Consider the following 22,161-nt stretch of genomic DNA (forward strand, 5'->3'; position numbering starts at 1 on the left):
GGGGATTCCGAGGGAGCATGCCGTGTAGGACTTACCCGAGTGCAAAAGTAGATATTATTTTTTACAATGCAAGCGTTTTCTTTCACCGGGAGTGATATTTGTTTCTAAATGGCTGGAAACCTTTTGTTTTTGGTGTAGTTAAAAAATGTTTACTGCGTATCGGTGCTCTTTGTTTACCGTAGTTTTAGTCGAAAGTCTATTTCTTTCCGATATGAAACACTCTTTAGAAAAAGTGTTTCACTTAAATGGAACAGTTGTTTCTCCTAGGTGAAACACTTGTTTCACTACTATGAAACAGTTTAGGTAATACTGTTTCCATAAGCAGCATTCAGAGGTTGTTTATATACACTACGCCGAATGCTTACGGATATATATTAAGGTTTGAGATGTTTCCATTATAATTTTTAGATAGAATACTATCAGGTTTGGTATATGTCTAAATATTCTTGTACATTTGTGTCCTAATTCAAAAATCAAAAATAGTAAGAACAATGGGTGGTTTTTTCGGAACTATTTCTAACTCGGCTTGTGCTACCGACTTATTCTACGGCACAGATTACAATTCTCACTTGGGAACCCGCAGAGGCGGTATGGCAACTCTCCACAATGGCGTATTTAAACGTTCTATCCATAATCTGGAAAATTCTTATTTCCGTACACGTTTTGAAAGTGAACTGGATAAATTTCAAGGAAATTCAGGTATAGGTATCATCAGCGATACAGATCCGCAGCCGATCTTCTTTAATTCTCATTTGGGCAAATATGCCGTAGTAACGGTTGCAAAGGTGAATAATCTGGACGAGCTGGAGAAAGAATTGTTGGATAAAGGTTGTCACTTCTCCGAACTTAGTTCCGGACAAACCAATCAAACCGAATTGATCTCACTGCTTATCTCTCAGGGTAAGACTTTTCTGGAAGGAATAGAAATCGTACATGAAAAGGTAAAAGGCTCCTGCTCGATGCTGATCCTTACCGAAGACGGTATTATTGCCGCCCGCGACAAATGGGGACGTACCCCTATATTAATAGGTAAGAAGGAAGGTGCTTATGCTGCAACCAGTGAACCTTGCAGTTTCCCGAACCTGGGATATGAAGTGGAATATAATGTAGGCCCCGGCGAAATAGTACATCTTACTGCTGATAAGATGACACAATTGCGTAAACCGAATGAGAAGATGCAAGTTTGCTCTTTCCTTTGGGTGTACTACGGATATCCGGTGTCTGAATATGAAGGAGTGAATGTGGACGCTTCCCGTTATGCCAGCGGTGTTTCGATGGCTAAGAAGGATGAGGTGGAAGCCGACTTCGTTTCCGGTATTCCCGATTCGGGTATCGGTATGGCTCTGGGTTATGCCGAAGGAAAAGGTATTCCTTACCGCCGTGCCATTGTAAAATATACGCCGACATGGCCGCGGAGCTTTACTCCGGCTAACCAGGCTGTGCGCGACCTGGTGGCTAAAATGAAACTGATCCCTAATCGTGAACTGCTGCGTGGCAAGCGGGTGATCTTCTGTGATGACTCGATCGTGCGCGGAACACAGCTTCGCGATAATGTAAATATACTGTATGGATACGGGGCAAAAGAGGTACATATGCGTATCGGATGTCCGCCTATCCTGCATGCATGCCCGTTTGTAGGCTTCTCTGCATCCAAATCTCATCTCGAACTTATTGCCCGCCGGATTGTTAAAGAAATAGAGGGTGATGATGCAAAAGATCTGGATAAGTATTCCACAACGGGTACCGAACAATATAATAACCTTGTTGAGCGTATCCGTGAACAGTTGAACATCACCACGCTCAAATTTAACACCGTAGAAGATTTAATTCAATCGATCGGCTTGCCTAAGGAATGTGTTTGTACGCATTGCTACGACGGGTCAAGCTGTTTCTAAAAAACACAGCCTTATGAATCTGACAGAGAGATTTTTGAAGTACGTTACGTTCGACACGCAGTCGGACGAAGAGAGGGGCACAACGCCCAGTTCTCCCGGACAACTGGTGCTTGCCCTTGAATTGGAAAAGGAACTGGAAGCAATCGGTCTGGAAGATATTACCCTGGATGACAATTGTTATCTCATGGCTACGCTTCCCGCCAATACGGCAAAGAAGGTACCTACCATCGGTTTTATTGCGCATCTGGATACCAGTCCGGATATGTCCGGTAAGAACGTAACACCCCGTATCGTATCCTATAAAGGCGGCGATATCGTGTTGTGCGCAGAAGAGAATGTCGTACTTTCTCCCGTGATGTTCCCTGAACTGAACGACTATAAAGGCCAGGATATTATCGTGACCAACGGTAAGACCTTGCTGGGTGCCGACGATAAGGCTGGCGTAGCAGCTATCATTTCGGCTGTTCAGTATCTGAAAGACCATCCGGAAATTGAACATGGAAAGATTCGTATCGGCTTTACTCCTGATGAAGAGATCGGACAGGGTGCCGATCATTTCGACGTGGAGAAGTTCGGTTGCGAATGGGCTTATACCATCGACGGCGGACAGATCGGCGAACTGGAGTATGAGAACTTCAACGCGGCCGGAGCAAAGGTTACTTTCAAAGGACTGAATGTGCATCCGGGTTATGCAAAGAATAAGATGCTGAATGCTTCGCTGCTGGCTATCGAGTTTGCTTCCTGGTTGCCTGTCTCACAGCGCCCGGAACATACGGCCGGTTATGAAGGCTTTTATCATCTGACCAATATGTCCGGAACGATTGAAGAGGCTTCCTTGTCTTATATCATCCGCGACCATGTACGTACCTTGTTTGAAGAGAAGAAAGAACAGTTGCGCCTGCTGGTAAAACGTATGAATGAGATTCATCCGGGCAGCACAACGCTCGAACTTCGCGATCAGTATTATAATATGCGTGAAGTGGTCGAACCGAAGAAATATATCGTAGACCTGGCGTTCGAAGCGATGGAAGCTGTCGGCGTTAAGCCGCTGGTTAAGCCGATCCGTGGCGGTACGGACGGAGCCCGTCTGTCGTTCATGGGATTGCCCTGCCCGAATATCTTTGCAGGCGGGCTGAACTTCCACGGACGTTACGAGTTCCTTCCGGTCAACTCACTGGAAAAAAGTATGCAAACCATAATAAAAATAACCGAGCTGCTAGCTCAGAAATCTTAAACGAATAATAACATGAAAACAACTCCGTTTACCGATGTGCATATCGCATTGGGAGCAAAAATGCACGAATTTGCCGGCTATAACATGCCAATCGAATATACCGGCATCATTGACGAACACATGACCGTTGTGAACGGTGTAGGTGTATTTGATGTATCTCACATGGGTGAGTTCTGGGTAAAAGGCCCGAACGCACTGGCTTTCATCCAGGGTATCACATCCAATGATGCTTCTGTTTTACCTTTGGGTAAGGCACAATACACTTGCTTCCCGAATGATAAGGGCGGTATTGTGGACGACCTGCTGGTTTATCATTACGAACCGGAAAAGTATCTGCTGGTTGTAAATGCCGGTAACATTGCGAAAGACTGGGATTGGTGTGTAAGCCATAACACAGTGGGGGCAGAGCTCGAAAACTCTTCCGACCGTACAGCCCAGCTGGCTATCCAGGGGCCGAAAGCGACTGAAGTGCTGCAACGCCTTACTCCGGTCGATCTTTCTTCTATTCCTTATTATTCATTTGTAACAGGTGAATTTGCCGGATGCAAGAACGTCATTATCTCTAACACGGGTTATACCGGTGCCGGAGGTTTTGAGCTCTATTTCTATCTGGATGATGCTATGACGATCTGGAATGCCATCTTCGAAGCAGGTAAGCCGGAAGGTATCAAGCCTGTCGGTCTGGGTGCCCGCGATACGCTTCGTCTGGAAATGGGCTTCTGCCTGTATGGTAACGACCTGGATGATACGACTTCTCCGATTGAAGCCGGTCTGGGTTGGATCACCAAGTTTGCCGAAGGAAAAGAATTTACCAACCGTGCAGAACTGGAACGTCAGAAGAAAGAGGGCGTAAGCCGTAAGTTATGTGCATTCGAGCTGATAGACAAGGGTATACCCCGTCATGGTTACGAGATCGTCGATGCCGAAGACCAGGTGATCGGTGTGGTTACTTCCGGAACGATGTCTCCTGTATTGAAGAAAGGTATCGGTATGGGATATGTGAAACCTGAGTATGCTAAGGCCGGTACGGAAATCTTCGTGAAAGTGCGTAACAGGAACCTGAAAGCCCAGGTGGTGAAAGCGCCGTTCAGAAAATAAGATTTCCGATCTGAAGATAAATAAAAAAGAGAGCCTCATTCCATAACGAATGAGGCTCTTCGTTTAAGTATTATACCTATCTTTGTCCCGAAAATCTAAAGATAGGTGCTATGTTGAATTTTCTGAAAAACTGGACGTTGCCTATTGCAATGCTGGCCGGTGCACTGGGATATTTTATTTTTGCCAACTTTACATTTCTGGAGCCGACAAAACCGTTTGTAAATACGCTTGTTTCGTATCTAACCCCGCTTTTAATCTTTGGTCAGTTGTTGCTTACTTTTTGTAAAGTAGATTGGAGGGAGTTGATGCCGTCTCCGTGGCATGGTTGGTTGTTGCTGTTTCAGATCGTTTCATCATGTCTGCTGGCTGCACTGCTGATCTTTGTCCCTATGGGAGGTTCTTACCGGGAAGTTTTTGAAGCGGCAATGGTCTGCCTGATCTGTCCGACGGCAACGGCGGCGGCTGTGATTACAGGAAAGTTGGGTGGGAGTGCGTCGAGTCTGACTACTTATACCTTATTATCGAATATCCTGGCTGCGGTAGCCGTGCCATTGATATTTCCTTTGGTCGAACCTCATGCGGATGTCACTTTCTTTGCTGCCTTTCTGAAGATATTGAGTAAGGTATTTCCGTTGTTACTTTTCCCGTTCTTTCTGGCCTTGTTCTTCCGGTATTGCCTTCCGAAAATACATCACTTCCTGTTGGGTTTTCATGACCTGGCTTTTTATATGTGGGGAATGGCTTTGGCTATCGTCACGGCTCAAACTGTAAAATCGCTGGCGCATAGTACTATTCCGGTGGAAGTGGAGATCTTGATCGCGCTTGCCGGTTTTATAACCTGTGCCCTGCAATTCTTTCTCGGCAAGCGAATTGGTACTATTTATAAAGACCGTATCAGTGCCGGACAGGCTTTGGGACAAAAGAATACGGTGCTCGCAATCTGGATGTCTTATACTTATCTCGATCCGGTTTCTTCAGTAGGGCCGGGATCGTATGTATTGTGGCAGAATATTTTTAATAGTTACCAATTGTGGAAAAAGAGGAAGAAAGAGACTGAAAGATTCGATTAAATTTATGGATATGTTTATTGAATATTAATCAGCAGAAGTTTCTGGAAATTGATGAATAGATGTCTGCTATGTCTATTCTAAATGATAATAATAAGGATAATTTACGGGGAAAATTAAAATAAACTGTTTAATAACATGTAATTACATCTTTGATTAATCGTTTAACTTAACTATGTTTGCAACTGTAAAAGGAGATATTTTTTTAATTCTTAAAGTTAATCGTTTAATTATATGCGGAAATTAGTTGTTTAGAGAATTAAAATTGTTGTGTTTTCTTGAGTTAATCGTTTAATATAATTCTAATTTATGAAATCATGAAAAACTGTTATCCTAAAATTGGTATTCGTCCTATTATTGATGGGCGACGTCGTGGTATTCGGGAGTCATTGGAAGAAATGACAATGGGGTTAGCTATTCGGGTTGCAAAGCTGTATAGTGAGACATTGTGTTATCCGGATGGTTCTCCGGTAGAGTGTGTTATTGCCGATACCTGTATCGGTGGAGTAAAAGAAGCAGCTAATTGTGCTGAAAAATTTGAAAGAGAAGGAGTTGGACTCTCATTATCTGTTACGCCTTGTTGGTGTTATGGTTCTGAAACGATTGACATGAATCCTTTGATCCCGAAAGCTATCTGGGGATTTAATGCAACAGAACGCCCGGGGGCTGTTTATTTGGCAGCGGCATTGGCTGCTCATAATCAGAAGGGATTACCTGCATTTGGTATTTATGGTAAAGATGTTCAGGATGTGACAGATACTGAAATACCTTCGGATGTAAAGGAGAAATTATTGCGTTTTGCTAAAGCTGGATTGGCTGTTGCCATGATGCGTGGAAAGTCGTATCTGGCCATAGGTTCTGTTTCTATGGGTATTGCCGGCTCTATTGTGAATCCTGATTTTTTGCAGGAATATTTGGGCATGCGTACGGAGTATGTCGATTGTTCGGAATTGCTTAGACGTATTCAATTGAATATTTATGATAAGGATGAATATGAAAAAGCACTGGAATGGACAAAGACTAATTGTATGCCTCGGGAAGGAGAAGATTACAATCCGGAATCTATTCGTAAAACGCGTGAACAAAAGGATGCAGATTGGGAGTTTGTTGTTAAAATGACGATCATCATGCGTGACCTGATGTTTGGAAATTCCAAATTGTGGGATATGGGATATGAAGAAGAGGCAATGGGGCATAATGCAATTGTCGGAGGGTTTCAAGGACAGCGGCAATGGACGGATTTCTTACCGAATGGGGATTTCTCAGAGGCTATTTTAAATTCATCATTCGACTGGAATGGAAAGAGAGCACCTATTCCTTTTGCAACAGAGGATGATCATTTGAATGGTATTTCTATGTTGTTTGGTTATTTATTGACAAACCGTGCGCAGATATTTTCTGATGTTAGAACTTATTGGAGTCCGGAAGCAATAGAGCGTGTGAGTGGTTGGAAACCGGATGGGCTTCTGGCGGATGGAGCTATCCACTTGATAAATTCAGGCTCGACCACATTGGATGGGACAGGACAACAAGAAGATGGAAATGGTTTACCTATAATGAAACCTTATTGGGAAATCACGGATGAGGAAGTGGATAAAATGTTACAAGCTACGATATGGTATCCGGCTTCGCTTGAATATTTTCGTGGCAATGGCTATTCTTCAAATTTTCTGACCCGTTCCGGAATGCCGGTAACTATGTGTCGTTTGAACTTGGTTAAGGGATTGGGACCTGTATTGCAGATCGCCGAAGGATGGACTGCTACATTCCCTGATCATGTTTTTAATATCATAAATAAACGGACTGATAAAACCTGGCCATCTACTTTCTTCGTTCCCAGAGTCACAGGCGAAGGTCATTTTAAAAATGTGTATTCTGTGATGAACTATTGGGGAGCAAATCACGGAGCTATTAGTTATGGACATATAGGGGGGGATCTGATCTCACTGGCTTCTATGTTATCTATTCCTGTTTGTATGCATAATGTAGAGGATGATAAGGTTTTCCGTCCTTCTGCCTGGAATGCATTCGGATCTAACCTGGAAGGAGCAGATTATCGTGCATGTAAAAATTTTGGACCATTATATAAATAATCATCTATGCTTACTAAACCGTTAAGAGGAATTATTCCTCCAGCTATTACTCCAATGATAGATAATGATACGTTGGATATCATTGGATTGGAAAAACTTCTGAATCGTATGATCCAAGGAGGTGTTTCCGGTGTTTTCATTTTGGGTACCAGTGGTGAAGCCCAGAATATCAGTTATAATGTAAGAAAAGAACTGATCAAAGAAACATGCCGTATTGTGGCAAGACGCGTTCCCGTTCTGGTTGGGATTACGGACACTAGTTTTTCTGAATCTTTATCTTTAGCAGCAAGTGCTGCTCATTATGGTGCAGATGCTCTGGTGGCAGCTCCTCCTTATTATTTTGCTCCCGGCCAAGCAGAATTGATTCAATATTATAACGATCTGGCCAATCAACTTCCTTTGCCGTTGTTCCTTTACAATATGCCTTCCCATGTAAAGGTGATGATCGAACCGGAAACAGTACTGTCTCTATCTAAAAATCCGAATATCATAGGATTGAAAGATAGTTCTGCGAATGGGGTTTATTTCCAGAAGTTAATCTATTTACTTAAAGACGATCCGGAATTTACATTATTATGTGGCCCGGAAGAAATGACAGCCGAAGTCGTTTTGATGGGAGGGCATGGCGGTGTGAACGGTGGAGCGAATCTATTCCCGGATTTATATGTTGCTCTTTACAATGCTGCAGCCTGTAAAGATTTTGAGAAACTGGCAGAACTGCAATCCCAGGTTTTAAAAATCAGCCTTTCTTTATATAATATCGGAAAATATGCTTCCAGTTATATAAAAGGGGTAAAAACTGCTTTAAACCTGATGGGGGTCTGCAGTGATTATATGGGAGAACCGTTCCATAAATTTAAAGATGCGGAACGTGAAATCATAAGAAAAAACCTAATGGATTTGAATATAAAATCTGATGACTTATGAGGCAAGTATTTTATTATCTAATCATTATCATTCTTTTTTTTATAATGGGATGTAAATCTGAAAAGAAAAAAACTTCTGAATTGTCGACACAATATATAAATGAATGGATTTCTAAATCGGCTTGGTATAAAGAGTTGGCGATGAAACCAGACAAGAGTATTAATCAGGAGTTGTTCGTTTTACAAAATGAACGAAATGGAAAAGCATGGCAGGTTGCATTTGATTTTCTGAAAAAAAATAATCTGAATGAATTAGCCCTTGGACGGTATGATTTATCGGATGACGGAATATATGCAACAGTGTCTGAATATGAAACAAAAAAACATGAGACAGCCAGATATGAGGCGCATAGGAAATATATCGATATTCAATATGTTTCAAAAGGAGAGGAGTATATTGATTTATTACCTATGAATGAAGTAACAGAAAATCCGGATTATGATGAACAAGCTGATATAATGTTTTTAGAAGGGAAACCCGGGACACGTTTGCATGCAGATAAAGAACATTTTTTTGTCTTTTTCCCCGATGATGTGCACAAACCATGCCTGGAAATAGGAAAGACGGCTATGGTTCGGAAAATTGTAGTGAAAATACCTTGGAATGATTGAGAGGCAATCTCCTTAAATCTCATACTTTATACTTAATTCTTTATATAGTAACCTATTCAAAATGTATTATGAAAACTGATTTTTACAAGAAAAATAATGCGTTTATCGCCTTGTTTTTTATGTTAGCGAGTCCTGCTATAATTTTAGCAGAGAATCCTGTTAAGACACAGGATATTAGTGATATGGCGATCGAAGTTGCGCAACAGCAAAAGAAAGTGGTTGGAATTGTCGTTGATAAAAGCGGACAACCTGTTATCGGAGCTAATGTGGTAGAAAAAGGAACCACAAACGGGACTATAACGGATGTTGACGGTAGTTTTTCTTTCGAAGTTTCCCCTAATGCTGTTTTACAAATTTCTTTTATCGGATATAATTCTCAAAACATGCCGGTGGGTGACGGTAAAAATCTCCGAGTTGTGTTAGTGGAAGATACTCAAAAGATCGATGAAGTTGTAGTTGTTGCCTATGGTGCACAAAAGAAAGTGAATTTGACCGGTGCCGTAGCTTCTGTTAATTCAGAAGAAATTCAGAACAGATCTTATACGAATGTACAACAGGCTATTCAGGGACAAATACCGGGGTTAACTGTTACTCAGACAGGTGGGCAACCCGGTAATGAAGCAATGAATATGAGTATTCGCGGAAAAAGTACATTTAGTTCGAATGATCCGTTAGTTATCGTAGACGGACAAGCTATTTCGATGGCTAATTTGAATCCACAGGATATCGAGAGTGTTACGGTTTTGAAAGATGCGGCAGCAGCAGCTATTTATGGAGCGAGGGCATCTGGCGGTGTTATTCTGGTTACAACCAAAAAAGGAAAGGCGGGCAAAATACGTGTTTCCTATGATGGCTATGTCGGTGTACAGGATGCAACTACCTATCCTAAAATGGTAAATGCTTATGATCATGCCCGGTTATTCAGGGAAGCTGAGTATAATGACAATCCGAATACAACGACTTATACCTGGTCGGAGGAGCAAGTGGAAGAATTCCGTACGGGTAAGAAACCTAGTGCGAACAGACCTGATTATTTGTTTGATCCGTCTATTCAAACTCAACATAACGTAACTGTGTCCGGAGGTAGTGAAAAGAATACTTTTTTATTCTCATTCGGATATTTGTATCAAGATGGTATTATGAAAAATACCAGTTTCAATCGTTTGAACTTCAGGGTAAACGATCAGTATAAAATAACTGAGAAATTAACAGCTGAAGTTATATTAAATTTTATGCCATCGACTCGGCATGCTCCATCTACTGCGACATATCCTAGTGGGCCTACCCGTAATTTAGGTGACATTATTTCTTCTGCTTACAGGCGTCCTTCAGCATTGCCTATTTTCACAGAAGACGGACAATGGGCTTCTGTTACAGCCTGGGCCAACCGTTTTGGTCTGGCCTCGGAAGATGGTGGTTTCCAGAATAGGAAATTCAATCGTATTAATGGATCATTATCTTTAACCTGGAATATTTTGGATGGCTTGAATCTGAAAGGAACTTATTTTGGTAAATATGACCCTACACGTGAAGTCAACTTTAGTAAGCGTATGCAGTTTATTAGTCCGGAAGATTGTAAAACTGTTGATTTTGATTATAGTACAAACTCAATGACTGTATTTAATCAATCCAATTACGAACATAACCTGCAGGCTCTTCTTACGTATGACAAAGTATTTGCCAAAGATCATGATTTAAAGGTTATGGCGGGTTCATCTATTGAATGGAATAAAGATTACCAGGAAACAGTAGGCAGACGTGATTTTTTAACTGATGATATCTATGTAATAAATGCCGGTAGTGCGGATCCTAATGTCTGGACAACTTCCGGAACAGCTTCCGATTGGGCTATCGCTTCTTTCTTTGGACGTATAAATTATTCATGGAAAGGTCGTTATCTTGCAGAAGCGAACTTGCGTTATGATGGATCTTCACGTTTCTCTTCAAAGGTGAGATGGGGTTTGTTCCCGGCTTTCTCTGCCGGATGGCGTATTTCGGAAGAACCGTTTTTCCGTGCAAAAGACTATATTTCAAATCTTAAATTGAGAGTATCGTGGGGACAGGCCGGTAACCAGAATACATCTGCTTTATATCAACATTATTCCACTATCTCCACTTCTGCATATTATTTTGGTGGTATGTCGCATACAAGTGCATATTATACAAAGTCTATTAACGATCAGTTGACATGGGAAACAAAAACAACAACCAATATAGGGGTGGATGTTTCTTTCTTGAATGATAAATTCTCTTTGTCATTGGATGGCTTTAAAGACCGTACTTCCGATATTTTAATGACTCCGGTTGTTCCTGACACTTATGGCATGAGTGCTCCGATTATGAATGTAGGAGTGGTTGATAATATTGGTTGGGAGGCTATGTTCTCTTATCGTGACCAGAAAAATGACTTTAGATGGGGAGTAACATTACAGGTTTCGGACGCAAAGAATAAAGTGAAAGAGATGATCGGTAGTCCGGTAATTAGCGGTAATTATATTACAGAAGTAGGACATGAAATGAATGAATGGTATGGCTGGAAATGTGAAGGTATTTTTGCCAGTGACGAAGAAGTAAAAAATCATGCATTCCAAAATATAAAAACAGGTATTGGTGATTTGAAATATCAGGATACAGATGAAAACGAGACTGTTAATGCAAACGACCGCGTTCGCTTAGGTAGTTCCCGCCCTAGATTCCCATTTGGTATTAATCTTGATTTTGGATGGAAAGGTATTGATTTGAATATATTCTTACAAGGTGTAGCGTCTCAGAAAACATATATTAATAGCTATGGTGGCCTTCCGTTACCGGAGAGTTTGGGCTCACTTCAGGAACATCACATGGATCGTTGGCATCAGGATGACAATGGAAGCTGGATAGCCGGAAAATATCCTAAACTGAGGATCGGCGGTATCAATGTCGGTAGTTTCTCTTCTTTCTGGTTACAGAATTCAGCTTATCTGAGAGCTAAGAATATCCAGATCGGATATACTCTTCCTGAAGGTTTTGTAAAGAAATTGTCAATGGAGCGCATTCGCTTTTATCTGAATGCAGAGAACCTGTTTACATTTACCAAAATGAAAGGTGTTGACCCTGAGTCACCAGTTGGTAATGGTAATATGTATCCGTTAACTAAAGTATGTTCTTTTGGTGTTAATGTGTCGTTTTAATAGTATAACCTAAATATAATACAGATATGAAACTTTTGAATAAAATATATTTGCTGGGTATCGGATTGAGCTTGATGTCTTGTTCTGATTTTCTGGAAACGCCACCTTTGGCGAATCCATCCGATGCAACATTCTGGACTTCGTATGACCGGGCTGAGATGTGGGTCAATAATGCTTATAAGGATTTGCCTGGTTGGCAGGATTATTCTTTTGAGCCTATGAGTGATAATTCTGCTGGCCCGGGACGTGGAAATTGTAACCTGGTAGCTAATGGAACTTTTGAGTCAACAACGAATATTGTTTCCTATAAATGGGGATATACTTATATCCGTCATTGCCTGGAATTATTGAATAAGCTTGAAATCATACCTAATTTGACAGCGGAGGAGAAAAATAATTTAGCGGGTCAGGCTCGCTTTATTATAGCGATGCGTTATTTTGAGATGATTACTTTATACCGGGATGTACCATTGGTGACCAGTGTCTTGTCTATGGATGAAAGTGATATTGAAAAATCTCCGAAAGAAGAAGTCTTGAAATATTTACTTGAGCAGTTGAATTTGGCAATAGATGAGTTACCGGTTTCCTGGCCTGCCTCAGATGCTGGTCGGGCTACTAAGGGGGCAGCTCTCGCTTTAAAAGCTCGAGTATTATTATACAACGAGCGCTGGAGTGAAGCTGCTGAAGCTGCAAAAGGTGTAATGGATTTGAATGCTTATGAATTACATCCTAATTATGATGAGTTATTTTTGACAGCATTTAATAATCAAACAAAAGAAGTTATTCTAGCTCGTCAATATGCTGAAAATCTGGAGACACATACCATGTGTTTTGCTCATGGATTCTATACAATTGGTGGCTCCAGTTTATCTATGCCGTTACCGGATTTGGTCAATTCTTATGAATGCTCTGATGGTTTACCTATTACAGAATCTTCTCTGTTCGATCCTCAGAATCCCTGGGAAAACAGAGATCCTCGTTTTAAGATGAACTTTATTGTCCCTTTCGAAACATTTGCAGGTGTGACTTATGACCCCATCAATAACCAACATGACGGGCTTGCTGCAAAGACTTATGTCTATTTTAGAAAATATATAGGCGATATGTATACTCAGCAGCGTTCTATGTGGGTGAATTGGATCATTTTCCGTTATGCCGATGTCTTATTAATGTATGCGGAAGCTAAAAATGAGGCTTCAGGGCCTGATGCCTCTATTTATGATGCATTGGATCAGGTCAGAAAGAGAGCTGGTATGCCGGTTGTGGATAGAAATAGGTATAATACTCAGGACAAATTACGGGAATTTATCAGAAACGAGCGTCGTGTTGAATTAGCAGGAGAGGGCTTACGATATTATGATATTTTACGTTGGAGAATTGCAGAGAAAGTATTGAATAAAGAGATTGTAAGTTATGAAATCCCAGGGGTTCTTCCTCTTAAAATCATTGAAACGAGAGTGTTTAATCCTAATAAGCATTATGTATGGCCGTTGCCTCAGTCGGCTATTGATAAAGCGAAGAATCTAGTTCAGCATTCTGAGTGGCTGAAATAAGTTAATATGTACATTAAAAGAGCAGTTGAACAAACTGGTGAAAACTGCTCTTTTCTCTAAACCATAAAAACATTGTATATGAAACATCTTAAATATTATGCTTTCTTCTTTTTTGTCTGTTTGAATTGTGTTTGTTTTGCTCAGAACAATCCTCCGGGAGTAGTCGTGAGCCATATTTCAAAGGAAACAGGGAAGTATATCGGATCACCGGGTATGTGTGTCTTACCGGATGGAAGTTATTTAGCCTCGCATGATGAGTTCGGCCCTAAGTCATCAGAATTTCGATCTGCGCAAACTCGCATATTTTTATCGAAAGACAGAGGGGGGAGTTGGATACAGATTGCGACTATTGATGGGCAGTTCTGGTCAAATTTATTTGTGCATAATGGTATAGTTTATGTTATGGGCCCAAATAAACATCATGGAAATTTTAATATACGTCGTTCGGATGATGGCGGTTATACATGGACAATCCCTTATCATTCGAAAAACGGATTGATCTTACCGGGAGAGTATCATACAGCGCCAATGCCTATGGTAATTCATAACGGACGGATATGGAGAGCTTTAGAATATGCAACGGCACCTACAACGAAGTGGGGACAGAGATATAGCGCAATGATGATCTCTGCTCCGGTTAATTCTGATTTATTGAATGCAGATAATTGGAGTAAGACGAATTATTTAATGTATGATTCTACATATCTGAATGGAGCTTTTAATGCATGGTTGGAAGGAAATGCCGTCGTTGGTCCTAAAGGTGAAATGTTTGATATATTGAGAGTGGATGCTCCCAGTAGAGAAGACGAGTATGCGGCCATTGTCAAGATCAGCAAAAATGGGAAAAAAGCAACATTTGATCCGGAAACAGGATTTATAAAACTCCCTGGTGGTAGTAAGAAATTTACCATTCGTTATGATGAGAAATCACAACGGTATTGGATGTTGAGTAATTACGTTAAACCGGAATTCCGAGGCAAAGGTAATCCTGCCGGAGTTCGTAATACGCAAGCTCTGTGTAGTTCAATAGATTTACAGAACTGGACGGTTCACAAGATCGTTTTAGAACATCCGGATGTCAAATATCATGGTTTCCAATATGTAGAATGGCTATTTGAAGGGGATGATATCATATTCCTTTCCCGTACTGCATTTGATGATGAAACAGGTGGAGCACGTAATAATCACGATGCTAATTTTTTGACATTCCATCGGATAAAAGATTTTAGAAAGCTCTCTGAAGTGAGTATTGATTAATATAAAATAGTGTGGTATGAAATGCATAAGTATCCTTTTCTTATTCTTATTTACTGGAATTACATTATATGGAGAGAGTAAAGATTTCTCGATCATAAAATATAATAATCCGGATTTGACTGTCGATTTGGAAGTCGGATTATGGCCTGTTCCCATCCCGGTGGATTATGATGATGACGGGTTATTGGATATATTGGTATCCTGTACTTCTGCTCCAAATAAAGGACTCTATTTTTATAAAAACATCGGAACAAAGAACGAGCCGTTGTTTGATAAACCTGTATGGATTGCAGAAGGTACAAATGCTATTTATCCGTCTTATAAAGGGAATAAATTGCATGTGTTGAAGCCTGGTGGTGAATATAGAGACTTTGGAAAGAATTTGTTTTCTGAATTGGTTGATATAAATGTAGACGTGAATCCGGCTACTGATATAAAGAAGACCCGAAGCAATAAATGGAGTTATGTTGATTACGACAATGATGGTGACTGGGATATTTTGGTCGGTATCGATGAGTGGAGCGATTATGGTTGGGATAATGCTTTTGATGCGAACGGGAATTGGAAGAACGGCCCATTGCACGGATATGTTTATCTATTGGAAAATCAAAATGGAAAATACATCAATAAAGGTCGGTTGAATGCGGATGGCAGACCGATAGACAGCTATGGATATCCTTGTCCGATGATGTTCGATTTTGATGGAGACGGTGATCTGGATATCATATGTGGAGAGTTTGTTGATAAACTAACCTGGTATGAAAATATAGGAACCCGTGAAAAGCCGGTCTTTAGAGAGGGGCGTTATTTAGAGAACGAAAAAGGACTGATAAAGATAACGTTGGAGATGTTTATTCCGGTTGCTATTGATTTTGATGGAGATGGCCATGTTGATATTCTTGCAGGTGAAGAAGATGGGAGAATTGCGTTCATAAAAAATACAGGAAAGGTCAAAGATAACATGCCTGTTTTTGAATCTCTGGTTTATTTAAAACAAAAAGCAGATAACGTGAAATTCGGTGCGTTAGTGACACCTTATAGCGTTGACTGGGATGGAGATGGAGACGAAGATCTGATCGTAGGAAATTCTGCAGGAGATTTGGCATTTATCGAAAATCTTTCAGGTGGTGAAAATCCGGTATGGGCAGCCCCGATTTTTTTACTGGCAAATAATGAGCCGATCAGAATATTGGCTGGTGAAAATGGCTCAATACAAGGTCCCTGTGAGGCAAAATGGGGATATACGGTACCAACTGTGGCTGATTGGGATCATGATGGTCGAGCAGATATAATTATTAATTCTATTTTGGGGGAAATTCTTTGGTATAAAAACACAGGAGATCCTATCAATCTTCAGGGACCATTTAAAATGAAGGTGGATTGGGGAGGAACTCCTCAGAAACCAGCATGGAACTGGTGGAATCCGGGGCCAACAGATCTGGTTACTCAATGGCGTACGTCTGCTTTTGCTATTGACTGGAATAAGGATGGATTGACCGATCTTGTCATGCTGGATAATGAAGGTTATTTATGCTTTTATGAACGATTCAAGCAAGGTGACGAATTTTGGTTAAAGCCGGGTAAACGTATATTCCACCGGATACAATCGGATAAAACGGAACTTTTAAGATTGAACGATAAGCAGGCTGGAGCATCAGGGAGGAGGAAGTTTTGCTTTGTAGACTGGGATGGTGACGGTGATTTGGATATTATCATAAACAGCAAGAATGTTGCCTATCTGGAAAATCTCAAAGAAGATAATGGACAGGTCTATTATATCGATAGGGGAGATATGGGAGAAAAGAAACTGGCAGGACATACCACTTGTCCGACGGTTTCGGATTGGAATAAAGATGGAGTAAAAGATATCTTGGTTGGAGCAGAAGATGGTCATCTTTATTTATTTACAAACCCAAATAAGAAAAAGTAAGTAGTTATGAATAAATATGTAATTGGTATTGACTTCGGTACTGACTCCTGCCGGGCATTATTGGTTGATGTAATTACAGGAGAGGAGTTGGCTTCAGATGTAGAATTTTATCCTCGTTGGAAGAAAGGACTCTATTGTGATCCTGCAATAAACCAGTATCGCCAGCATCCGTTAGATTATATGGAAAGTATGGAGTTGGCTGTCAGGCGGACATTAAGCCAATGTCCGGAAGGAACAGCGGAGAAAGTTGTCGGTATAGCAATCGATACAACCGGGTCTACCCCTGTTTTATTGGATAAAAGCGGAATGCCATTATCATTATTACCCGAATACTCGGATAATCCAAATGCCATGTTTGTCTTATGGAAAGACCATACGGCAGTGAAGGAGGCGGGTGAGATAAATGATTTGTCTAAACGATGGGAAACAGATTTTACAGCATATAGTGGAAGTATTTATTCTGCAGAATGGGTGTGGGCTAAGATGTTGCATCTGCTTCGTGTCGATCCGTCAATCCGGAAATCTGCATATAGCTGGGTGGAGCATTGTGATTGGATGCCTGCTTTGTTAACTGGAAATATTCTTCCGGAAAATATCCGTCGGAGCCGCTGTGCTGCCGGACATAAGGCAATGTGGTGTGAGAAATGGGGCGGCCTGCCTTCTTCTGATTTTCTTACGACACTGGATCCCTTATTGGATATCTTTAAAGGTCACCTTTATCAATCTACTTATACAAGTGATGCTTGTGCCGGATATTTATCGGAAGAATGGGCGGTACGTTTGGGGCTCCCCATCCAGGTTGCCGTAGGTGTCGGTGCCCTCGACTGCCATATGGGGGCAGTAGGGGCCGGGATCTCTGAGAAAACATTCGTTCGTGTGATGGGCACATCTACTTGCGACGTTATGGTGGCTTCTTATGATGAGATAAAGAATTCTCAGATATCCGGAATATGCGGACAGGTTGATGGTTCTGTAATACCCGGGATGGTCGGACTGGAAGCCGGACAATCAGCTTTTGGTGATGTATATGCCTGGTTTAAAGATATGTTGTTATGGCCTTTGAAAAACATTTTGCCGTCGGTTTATAATGAAGAGGAAGCAGAAAACATTGTCCGGTTGCTGGATCGTAGGATATTACCCTCACTGACGGAAGAAGCCAGGAAAATACCGGTTAGTGAAAGCATACCGGTTTCTGTCGATTGGCTGAACGGAAGGCGTACCCCCGATGCAAACCAAAATGTGACCGGGCTTATTTCTGGTTTGACTTTGGGGACTTCTGCCCCGTTACTTTTTAAGTCATTGGTAGAAGCTACCGCTTTCGGCTCAAAATCGATTGTCGATTGTTTCCTGAAACAACAGGTAAAGATAGAGAGTATAACTGCGATCGGGGGCATTTCTTTAAAATCACCTTTTGTGATGCAGACGCTTGCCAATGTATTGAATATGCCTATTAAAGTAGCCCGTTCAGAACAAGCCTGCGCTTTAGGTGCAGCCATGTTCGCGGCTGTGGCTGCCGGAGTTTATTCCAGGATAGAAGAAGCGCAACAGATAATGGGAAAAGGTTTTGCCACCCAATATGATCCGGATGAGGATATACACCATCAATACCTGCCACTTTATCAAAAATATCTGGACTTAGGCCATTTTATTGAAACAAGATTGTGATATAATTTATATTAGAAGAATACTTATGGAACTATCAATACTCGACTTTATCGTCTTTTTTGCCTTTATGGCAGGAACTCTATTGTTTGGATGTTCTTTTTTCTCGAAAAACAGAAATTCAAACGAATATACCTCTGCCGGAGGAAGATTGCCGGCCTGGGTGGTGGGGATGTCTATATTTGCAACTTATGTCAGTAGCATCAGTTTTCTAGCATTGCCGGGAAACGCTTATATGGGAAACTGGAACCCGTTTGTATTCAGTTTGTCTATACCGATCGCCTCCTGGATCGCAGCTAAATATTTTGTCCCTTTTTACAGGAATATCAATAGTATTTCTGCTTATAGTTATCTGGAAGAAAGGTTCGGGTATTGGGCCAGGGTGTATGCTTCCTGTTGTTATTTGCTGACACAAGTAGCCCGGATCGGGTCTGTCCTGTATTTGATGGCGTTACCGTTACACTCCATGTTGGGGTGGAGCATTCCTGTTATTATTATGGTTTCCGGGCTTTGCGTAGTTATTTACTCCGTCCTGGGGGGAATAACTGCCGTTATCTGGACAGATGCGATACAGGGTATTGTGTTGATCGCCGGAGCATTGGCTTGTGTCATAGTTCTGCTGTTCTCCATGCCGGAGGGTCCTTCACAGTTGTTTTCGATCGCAAAGGAGTATGACAAATTCTCTTTAGGTAGTTTCGGACCTGACCTGGGGACTACCACATTCTGGGTCACTCTGGTATATGGACTTTTTATTAATCTGCAAAATTATGGCATCGACCAGAATTATGTACAGCGGTATAAAACGGCGAAAGACGATAAAGGTGCACGTTCTGCAGCCTTGTTCGGAGGGCTTCTGTATGTTCCGGTAAGTATGTTTTTCTTCTTTATCGGGACAGCCCTGTTTGCTTACTATGCCGCGTCTCCCGAGTTGCTTCCGGAAGGGACGGCGAACGATGCTGTTTTCCCTTATTTTATTGTTCATGGTTTGCCAACGGGTATTACCGGGTTGCTGATTGCGGCGATTTGTGCAGCGGGAATGAGCACGGTTTCTACCAGTATCAATAGTTCGGCTACGATTATCCTGACAGACTTCTTCCAGCATAAACGAAAGATGACGGATAAGCAAAATATGTATGTTCTGTATGTAACTTCTTTCATCCTGGGAGTTCTGGGCATGGGGTTAGGCCTGGCAATGATGTCTGTACAAAGTGCTCTTGAAGCTTGGTGGAGTCTGGCTGCCATATTCAGCGGAGGTATGTTAGGGCTTTTCCTGCTAGGGTATATGGTGAAGAGGGTCAAAAGTATCCATGCAATGATCGGAGTCGTTTGTGGCGTTATCCTGATTGCCTGGATGAGCTTTGGCAATAATACGGTATTCCATAGTTATCTGACAATCGTATTTGGAACGATCCTTATATTTTTAGTAGGCTTCTTATTATCTCTATTCGCTGTAAAACAACGTAATAAATAGAGCATTTTTTGTTACTTTGCGGAGGATTTATGATGGAACGTATGAAAAGAGTATCAATAAAAGATATAGCATTGGCTGTAGGTGTTTCTACAGCCACTGTATCTCTAGTCTTGACTGGAAAAAATAAAAACGGTCGTGTCAGTAAGGAAATGTCTGAAAAGATAAAAAAGGTGGCTCACGAAATGAACTATCAGCCGAATCGATTGGCTATGAGTTTGCAAAGTGGTCGTTCGCAGACAATAGGCCTTCTGGTTGCCGATATATCCAACCCCTTCTTCGGTACATTAGCTTTTTATGTACAGGAAGAAATGGAAAAGGCCGGATATGCAGTAATAATAATGAATACTGACGAAAGTGACGTTCAGATGGAAAGGATGATCAGTTTGTTGCGGAGTCGACAGGTCGACGGTTTCATTATCGTTCCAACTGAATTTGGTGAGAAAAGTATTGCACAACTGGTAGATAACCGTATACCTTTGGTTCTGATAGACCGTTATTACCCTTCGTTGCAGGTGAATGGTGTTTTGATCGACAACTACCAGGCGGCTTACGAAGCGACCCGTTATCTGATAGATACTCATTGTGAAAGAGTTGCGTTGCTCATTTACGAGAACAGCCAGCCGCATATGATCGAACGTGAAAGAGGGTATACCAATGCTTTGAAAGATGCCGGCCTGTATGATGAAGAACTTATAAAGAGAGTTAGGTATAAATACATGGATGAGGATATAATCGGAGCAATTACCTGGTTAGCTCAGAAAAGAAAGGATATGGATGGCATTCTCTTTGCGACGAATACGATTGCCATGACCGGTATCAAGCAACTATTGAACCTGGGCTTTCGGATAGGGGAAGACGTACACGTTGTCTGCTTTGATAAGAGTGACGCATTTGACTTTATGCCTGTTTTTATTCCCTATATCCATCAACCGATAGCCAATATGGGACGGTTAGCTTCCCAGCTATTGATCAAACAGATTGAAGATGTAGAGTTGGGAGAAGAACTCATACACAAATTAACCGCCAGACTAGTCAAAAAATAGAACATAAGTATTTGTTGCCGGATCGGTATAAATCCCATATTTTTATCTAAGTTTGTACTCGTTAAAAGATGAAAGCGCTGTCTTTTATTCGGATGATATCGCTTAGAATAATAAAGAAAATAATTATATGAAATTAAGCAATGAATGGTTTACTGCCTTGTCGGAAGACGAATCCGGAAATCTGGTAGCTGTATCTGGTCGTGACGAACTGACGGAGTTTGTTCAGTCGGGCAAGTTTAAAGAGCGTGTGGAAATCACCTGGAAATATGAGGGGGATGAAAAGGGAATGCCCAGTGAGGAGCTTGCCGAACAAATGGAAAACGTGCAGGAGACTTTGAAGAAAGCCATGGAGAAAGATAAACTGTCTATCCTTACAGGTGTTTATACCGGAGGAGGAGAGAAGGTCTGGGTTTTCTATACCCGTACGGTTCGTGTTTTTGGCGAACGGTTGAATGAAGCTTTAGCCTCTTTCGAGTTGCTTCCTATTTCTATCTATACGGAAGTAGATCCTGAATGGGAGGAGTATCTTGATATGTATGAAATGAAACAGTGGGCTGTCGATTGATCTGTTTTGTAAGTGATATTAATTATATGAAAAAGGTTATCCCGTTTTTGGAGATAACCTTTTTCTATATAAACCTAAAATGACAGTTGTATCGGTTTGCGGATTATTGCAGTCTGACCAATCTGTAAACCAATTGTTGAATAGCTTCCTGGTAGTCGTCGATAATTGATTGTGAAAATGCTTCCGGGAACAAGTCTCTGTGTTTTTCTACATAGTTGTAGAAATCGGTGGCATGCTTAACGATATCCTTCGGAGTTTTTGTTTCGGGGATTGAGATATTCATGTCGCCAACCATAGCGAATGTTGTTTCTGTAATTCTGTCGATCACATCCAGTAAAGAAGCGATGGCTTCGTCCAGAGCCATGTGTTTGGCGTAACTACCGGTTCCGGTAACGCTCCAATGGAAAAGTTTCAAACTGCTGTTGAATGAGAAAAGTTCTCCAATAAATGCTGCGATCTCTTTGTTTGATGTACGGGCAGCTTCTTTTTTCTGTTCTGTTTTTACGGTTGTTGTACTCATAACTTTATATGTTTATGTTTTGCATTTATCTAACAACTCGGATTAAAAGAAAGTTTATGGAAAAG

Annotated in this window: 16 protein-coding genes; 15 read left to right on the plus strand and 1 reads right to left on the minus strand. The window is 41.3% G+C overall.

Features of this window, described 5'->3' with window-relative positions:
- Nucleotides 1–491: 491 nt before the first annotated feature.
- From HMPREF1536_RS01825 to HMPREF1536_RS01895, 15 genes are all read left to right on the plus strand, one after another.
- Nucleotides 492–1,895, plus strand: a complete 1,404-nt coding sequence (locus HMPREF1536_RS01825) for an amidophosphoribosyltransferase (protein WP_028730431.1) — start codon at nucleotides 492–494, stop codon at nucleotides 1,893–1,895.
- Nucleotides 1,896–1,908: 13 nt separating this feature from the next.
- Entirely contained in the window at nucleotides 1,909–3,129 is a 1,221-nt protein-coding gene (pepT, locus tag HMPREF1536_RS01830; RefSeq protein ID WP_028730432.1) for a peptidase T, read from the plus strand.
- 12 nt (nucleotides 3,130–3,141) lie between these two features.
- Entirely contained in the window at nucleotides 3,142–4,227 is a 1,086-nt protein-coding gene (gcvT, locus tag HMPREF1536_RS01835; RefSeq protein ID WP_028730433.1) for a glycine cleavage system aminomethyltransferase GcvT, read from the plus strand.
- A gap of 110 nt (nucleotides 4,228–4,337) precedes the next feature.
- Entirely contained in the window at nucleotides 4,338–5,297 is a 960-nt protein-coding gene (locus HMPREF1536_RS01840; protein ID WP_028730434.1) for a transporter, read from the plus strand.
- A gap of 314 nt (nucleotides 5,298–5,611) precedes the next feature.
- Complete coding sequence (locus HMPREF1536_RS01845; protein WP_028730435.1) at nucleotides 5,612–7,387, plus strand: L-fucose isomerase; 1,776 nt, start codon at nucleotides 5,612–5,614, stop codon at nucleotides 7,385–7,387.
- A gap of 6 nt (nucleotides 7,388–7,393) precedes the next feature.
- Nucleotides 7,394–8,314 carry a dihydrodipicolinate synthase family protein gene (locus HMPREF1536_RS01850; RefSeq protein WP_028730436.1) on the plus strand — a complete coding sequence of 307 codons (921 nt, stop codon included), beginning with the start codon at nucleotides 7,394–7,396 and terminating at the stop codon, nucleotides 8,312–8,314.
- On the plus strand, nucleotides 8,311–8,925 hold the full coding sequence (locus tag HMPREF1536_RS01855) for a NanQ anomerase/TabA/YiaL family protein (protein ID WP_052349955.1): 615 nt from the start codon (nucleotides 8,311–8,313) through the stop codon (nucleotides 8,923–8,925). Before HMPREF1536_RS01850 ends, HMPREF1536_RS01855 begins: the two co-directional genes overlap by 4 nt.
- A gap of 68 nt (nucleotides 8,926–8,993) precedes the next feature.
- A complete protein-coding gene (locus HMPREF1536_RS01860; protein ID WP_028730438.1) occupies nucleotides 8,994–12,095 on the plus strand; it encodes a SusC/RagA family TonB-linked outer membrane protein in 3,102 nt (1,033 codons plus the stop codon).
- Nucleotides 12,096–12,121: 26 nt separating this feature from the next.
- Nucleotides 12,122–13,648, plus strand: a complete 1,527-nt coding sequence (locus HMPREF1536_RS01865; RefSeq protein WP_052349956.1) for a RagB/SusD family nutrient uptake outer membrane protein — start codon at nucleotides 12,122–12,124, stop codon at nucleotides 13,646–13,648.
- A 78-nt stretch (nucleotides 13,649–13,726) separates the two neighbouring features.
- Complete coding sequence (locus tag HMPREF1536_RS01870) at nucleotides 13,727–14,905, plus strand: glycoside hydrolase family protein (RefSeq protein WP_028730439.1); 1,179 nt, start codon at nucleotides 13,727–13,729, stop codon at nucleotides 14,903–14,905.
- A gap of 16 nt (nucleotides 14,906–14,921) precedes the next feature.
- A complete protein-coding gene (locus tag HMPREF1536_RS01875) occupies nucleotides 14,922–16,835 on the plus strand; it encodes an FG-GAP repeat domain-containing protein (RefSeq protein ID WP_028730440.1) in 1,914 nt (637 codons plus the stop codon).
- Between the two features lie 6 nt (nucleotides 16,836–16,841).
- On the plus strand, nucleotides 16,842–18,500 hold the full coding sequence (locus tag HMPREF1536_RS01880) for a ribulokinase (RefSeq protein WP_028730441.1): 1,659 nt from the start codon (nucleotides 16,842–16,844) through the stop codon (nucleotides 18,498–18,500).
- A 25-nt stretch (nucleotides 18,501–18,525) separates the two neighbouring features.
- Entirely contained in the window at nucleotides 18,526–19,968 is a 1,443-nt protein-coding gene (locus tag HMPREF1536_RS01885) for a sodium:solute symporter family protein (protein ID WP_028730442.1), read from the plus strand.
- Between the two features lie 41 nt (nucleotides 19,969–20,009).
- Nucleotides 20,010–21,011 carry a LacI family DNA-binding transcriptional regulator gene (locus HMPREF1536_RS01890; RefSeq protein ID WP_044193763.1) on the plus strand — a complete coding sequence of 334 codons (1,002 nt, stop codon included), beginning with the start codon at nucleotides 20,010–20,012 and terminating at the stop codon, nucleotides 21,009–21,011.
- A gap of 127 nt (nucleotides 21,012–21,138) precedes the next feature.
- Nucleotides 21,139–21,576 (plus strand): DUF695 domain-containing protein, encoded by a 438-nt coding sequence (locus HMPREF1536_RS01895; RefSeq protein ID WP_028730443.1) that lies wholly within the window; start codon nucleotides 21,139–21,141, stop codon nucleotides 21,574–21,576.
- A gap of 103 nt (nucleotides 21,577–21,679) precedes the next feature.
- Here the strand turns inward: HMPREF1536_RS01895 and HMPREF1536_RS01900 are convergent, their stop codons facing one another.
- Entirely contained in the window at nucleotides 21,680–22,096 is a 417-nt protein-coding gene (locus HMPREF1536_RS01900) for a DUF5856 family protein (RefSeq protein WP_028730444.1), read from the minus strand.
- Between the last annotated feature and the right edge of the window lie 65 nt (nucleotides 22,097–22,161).

This window comes from Parabacteroides gordonii MS-1 = DSM 23371 (assembly GCF_000969825.1).
Classification (GTDB): Bacteria; Bacteroidota; Bacteroidia; order Bacteroidales; family Tannerellaceae; genus Parabacteroides; species Parabacteroides gordonii.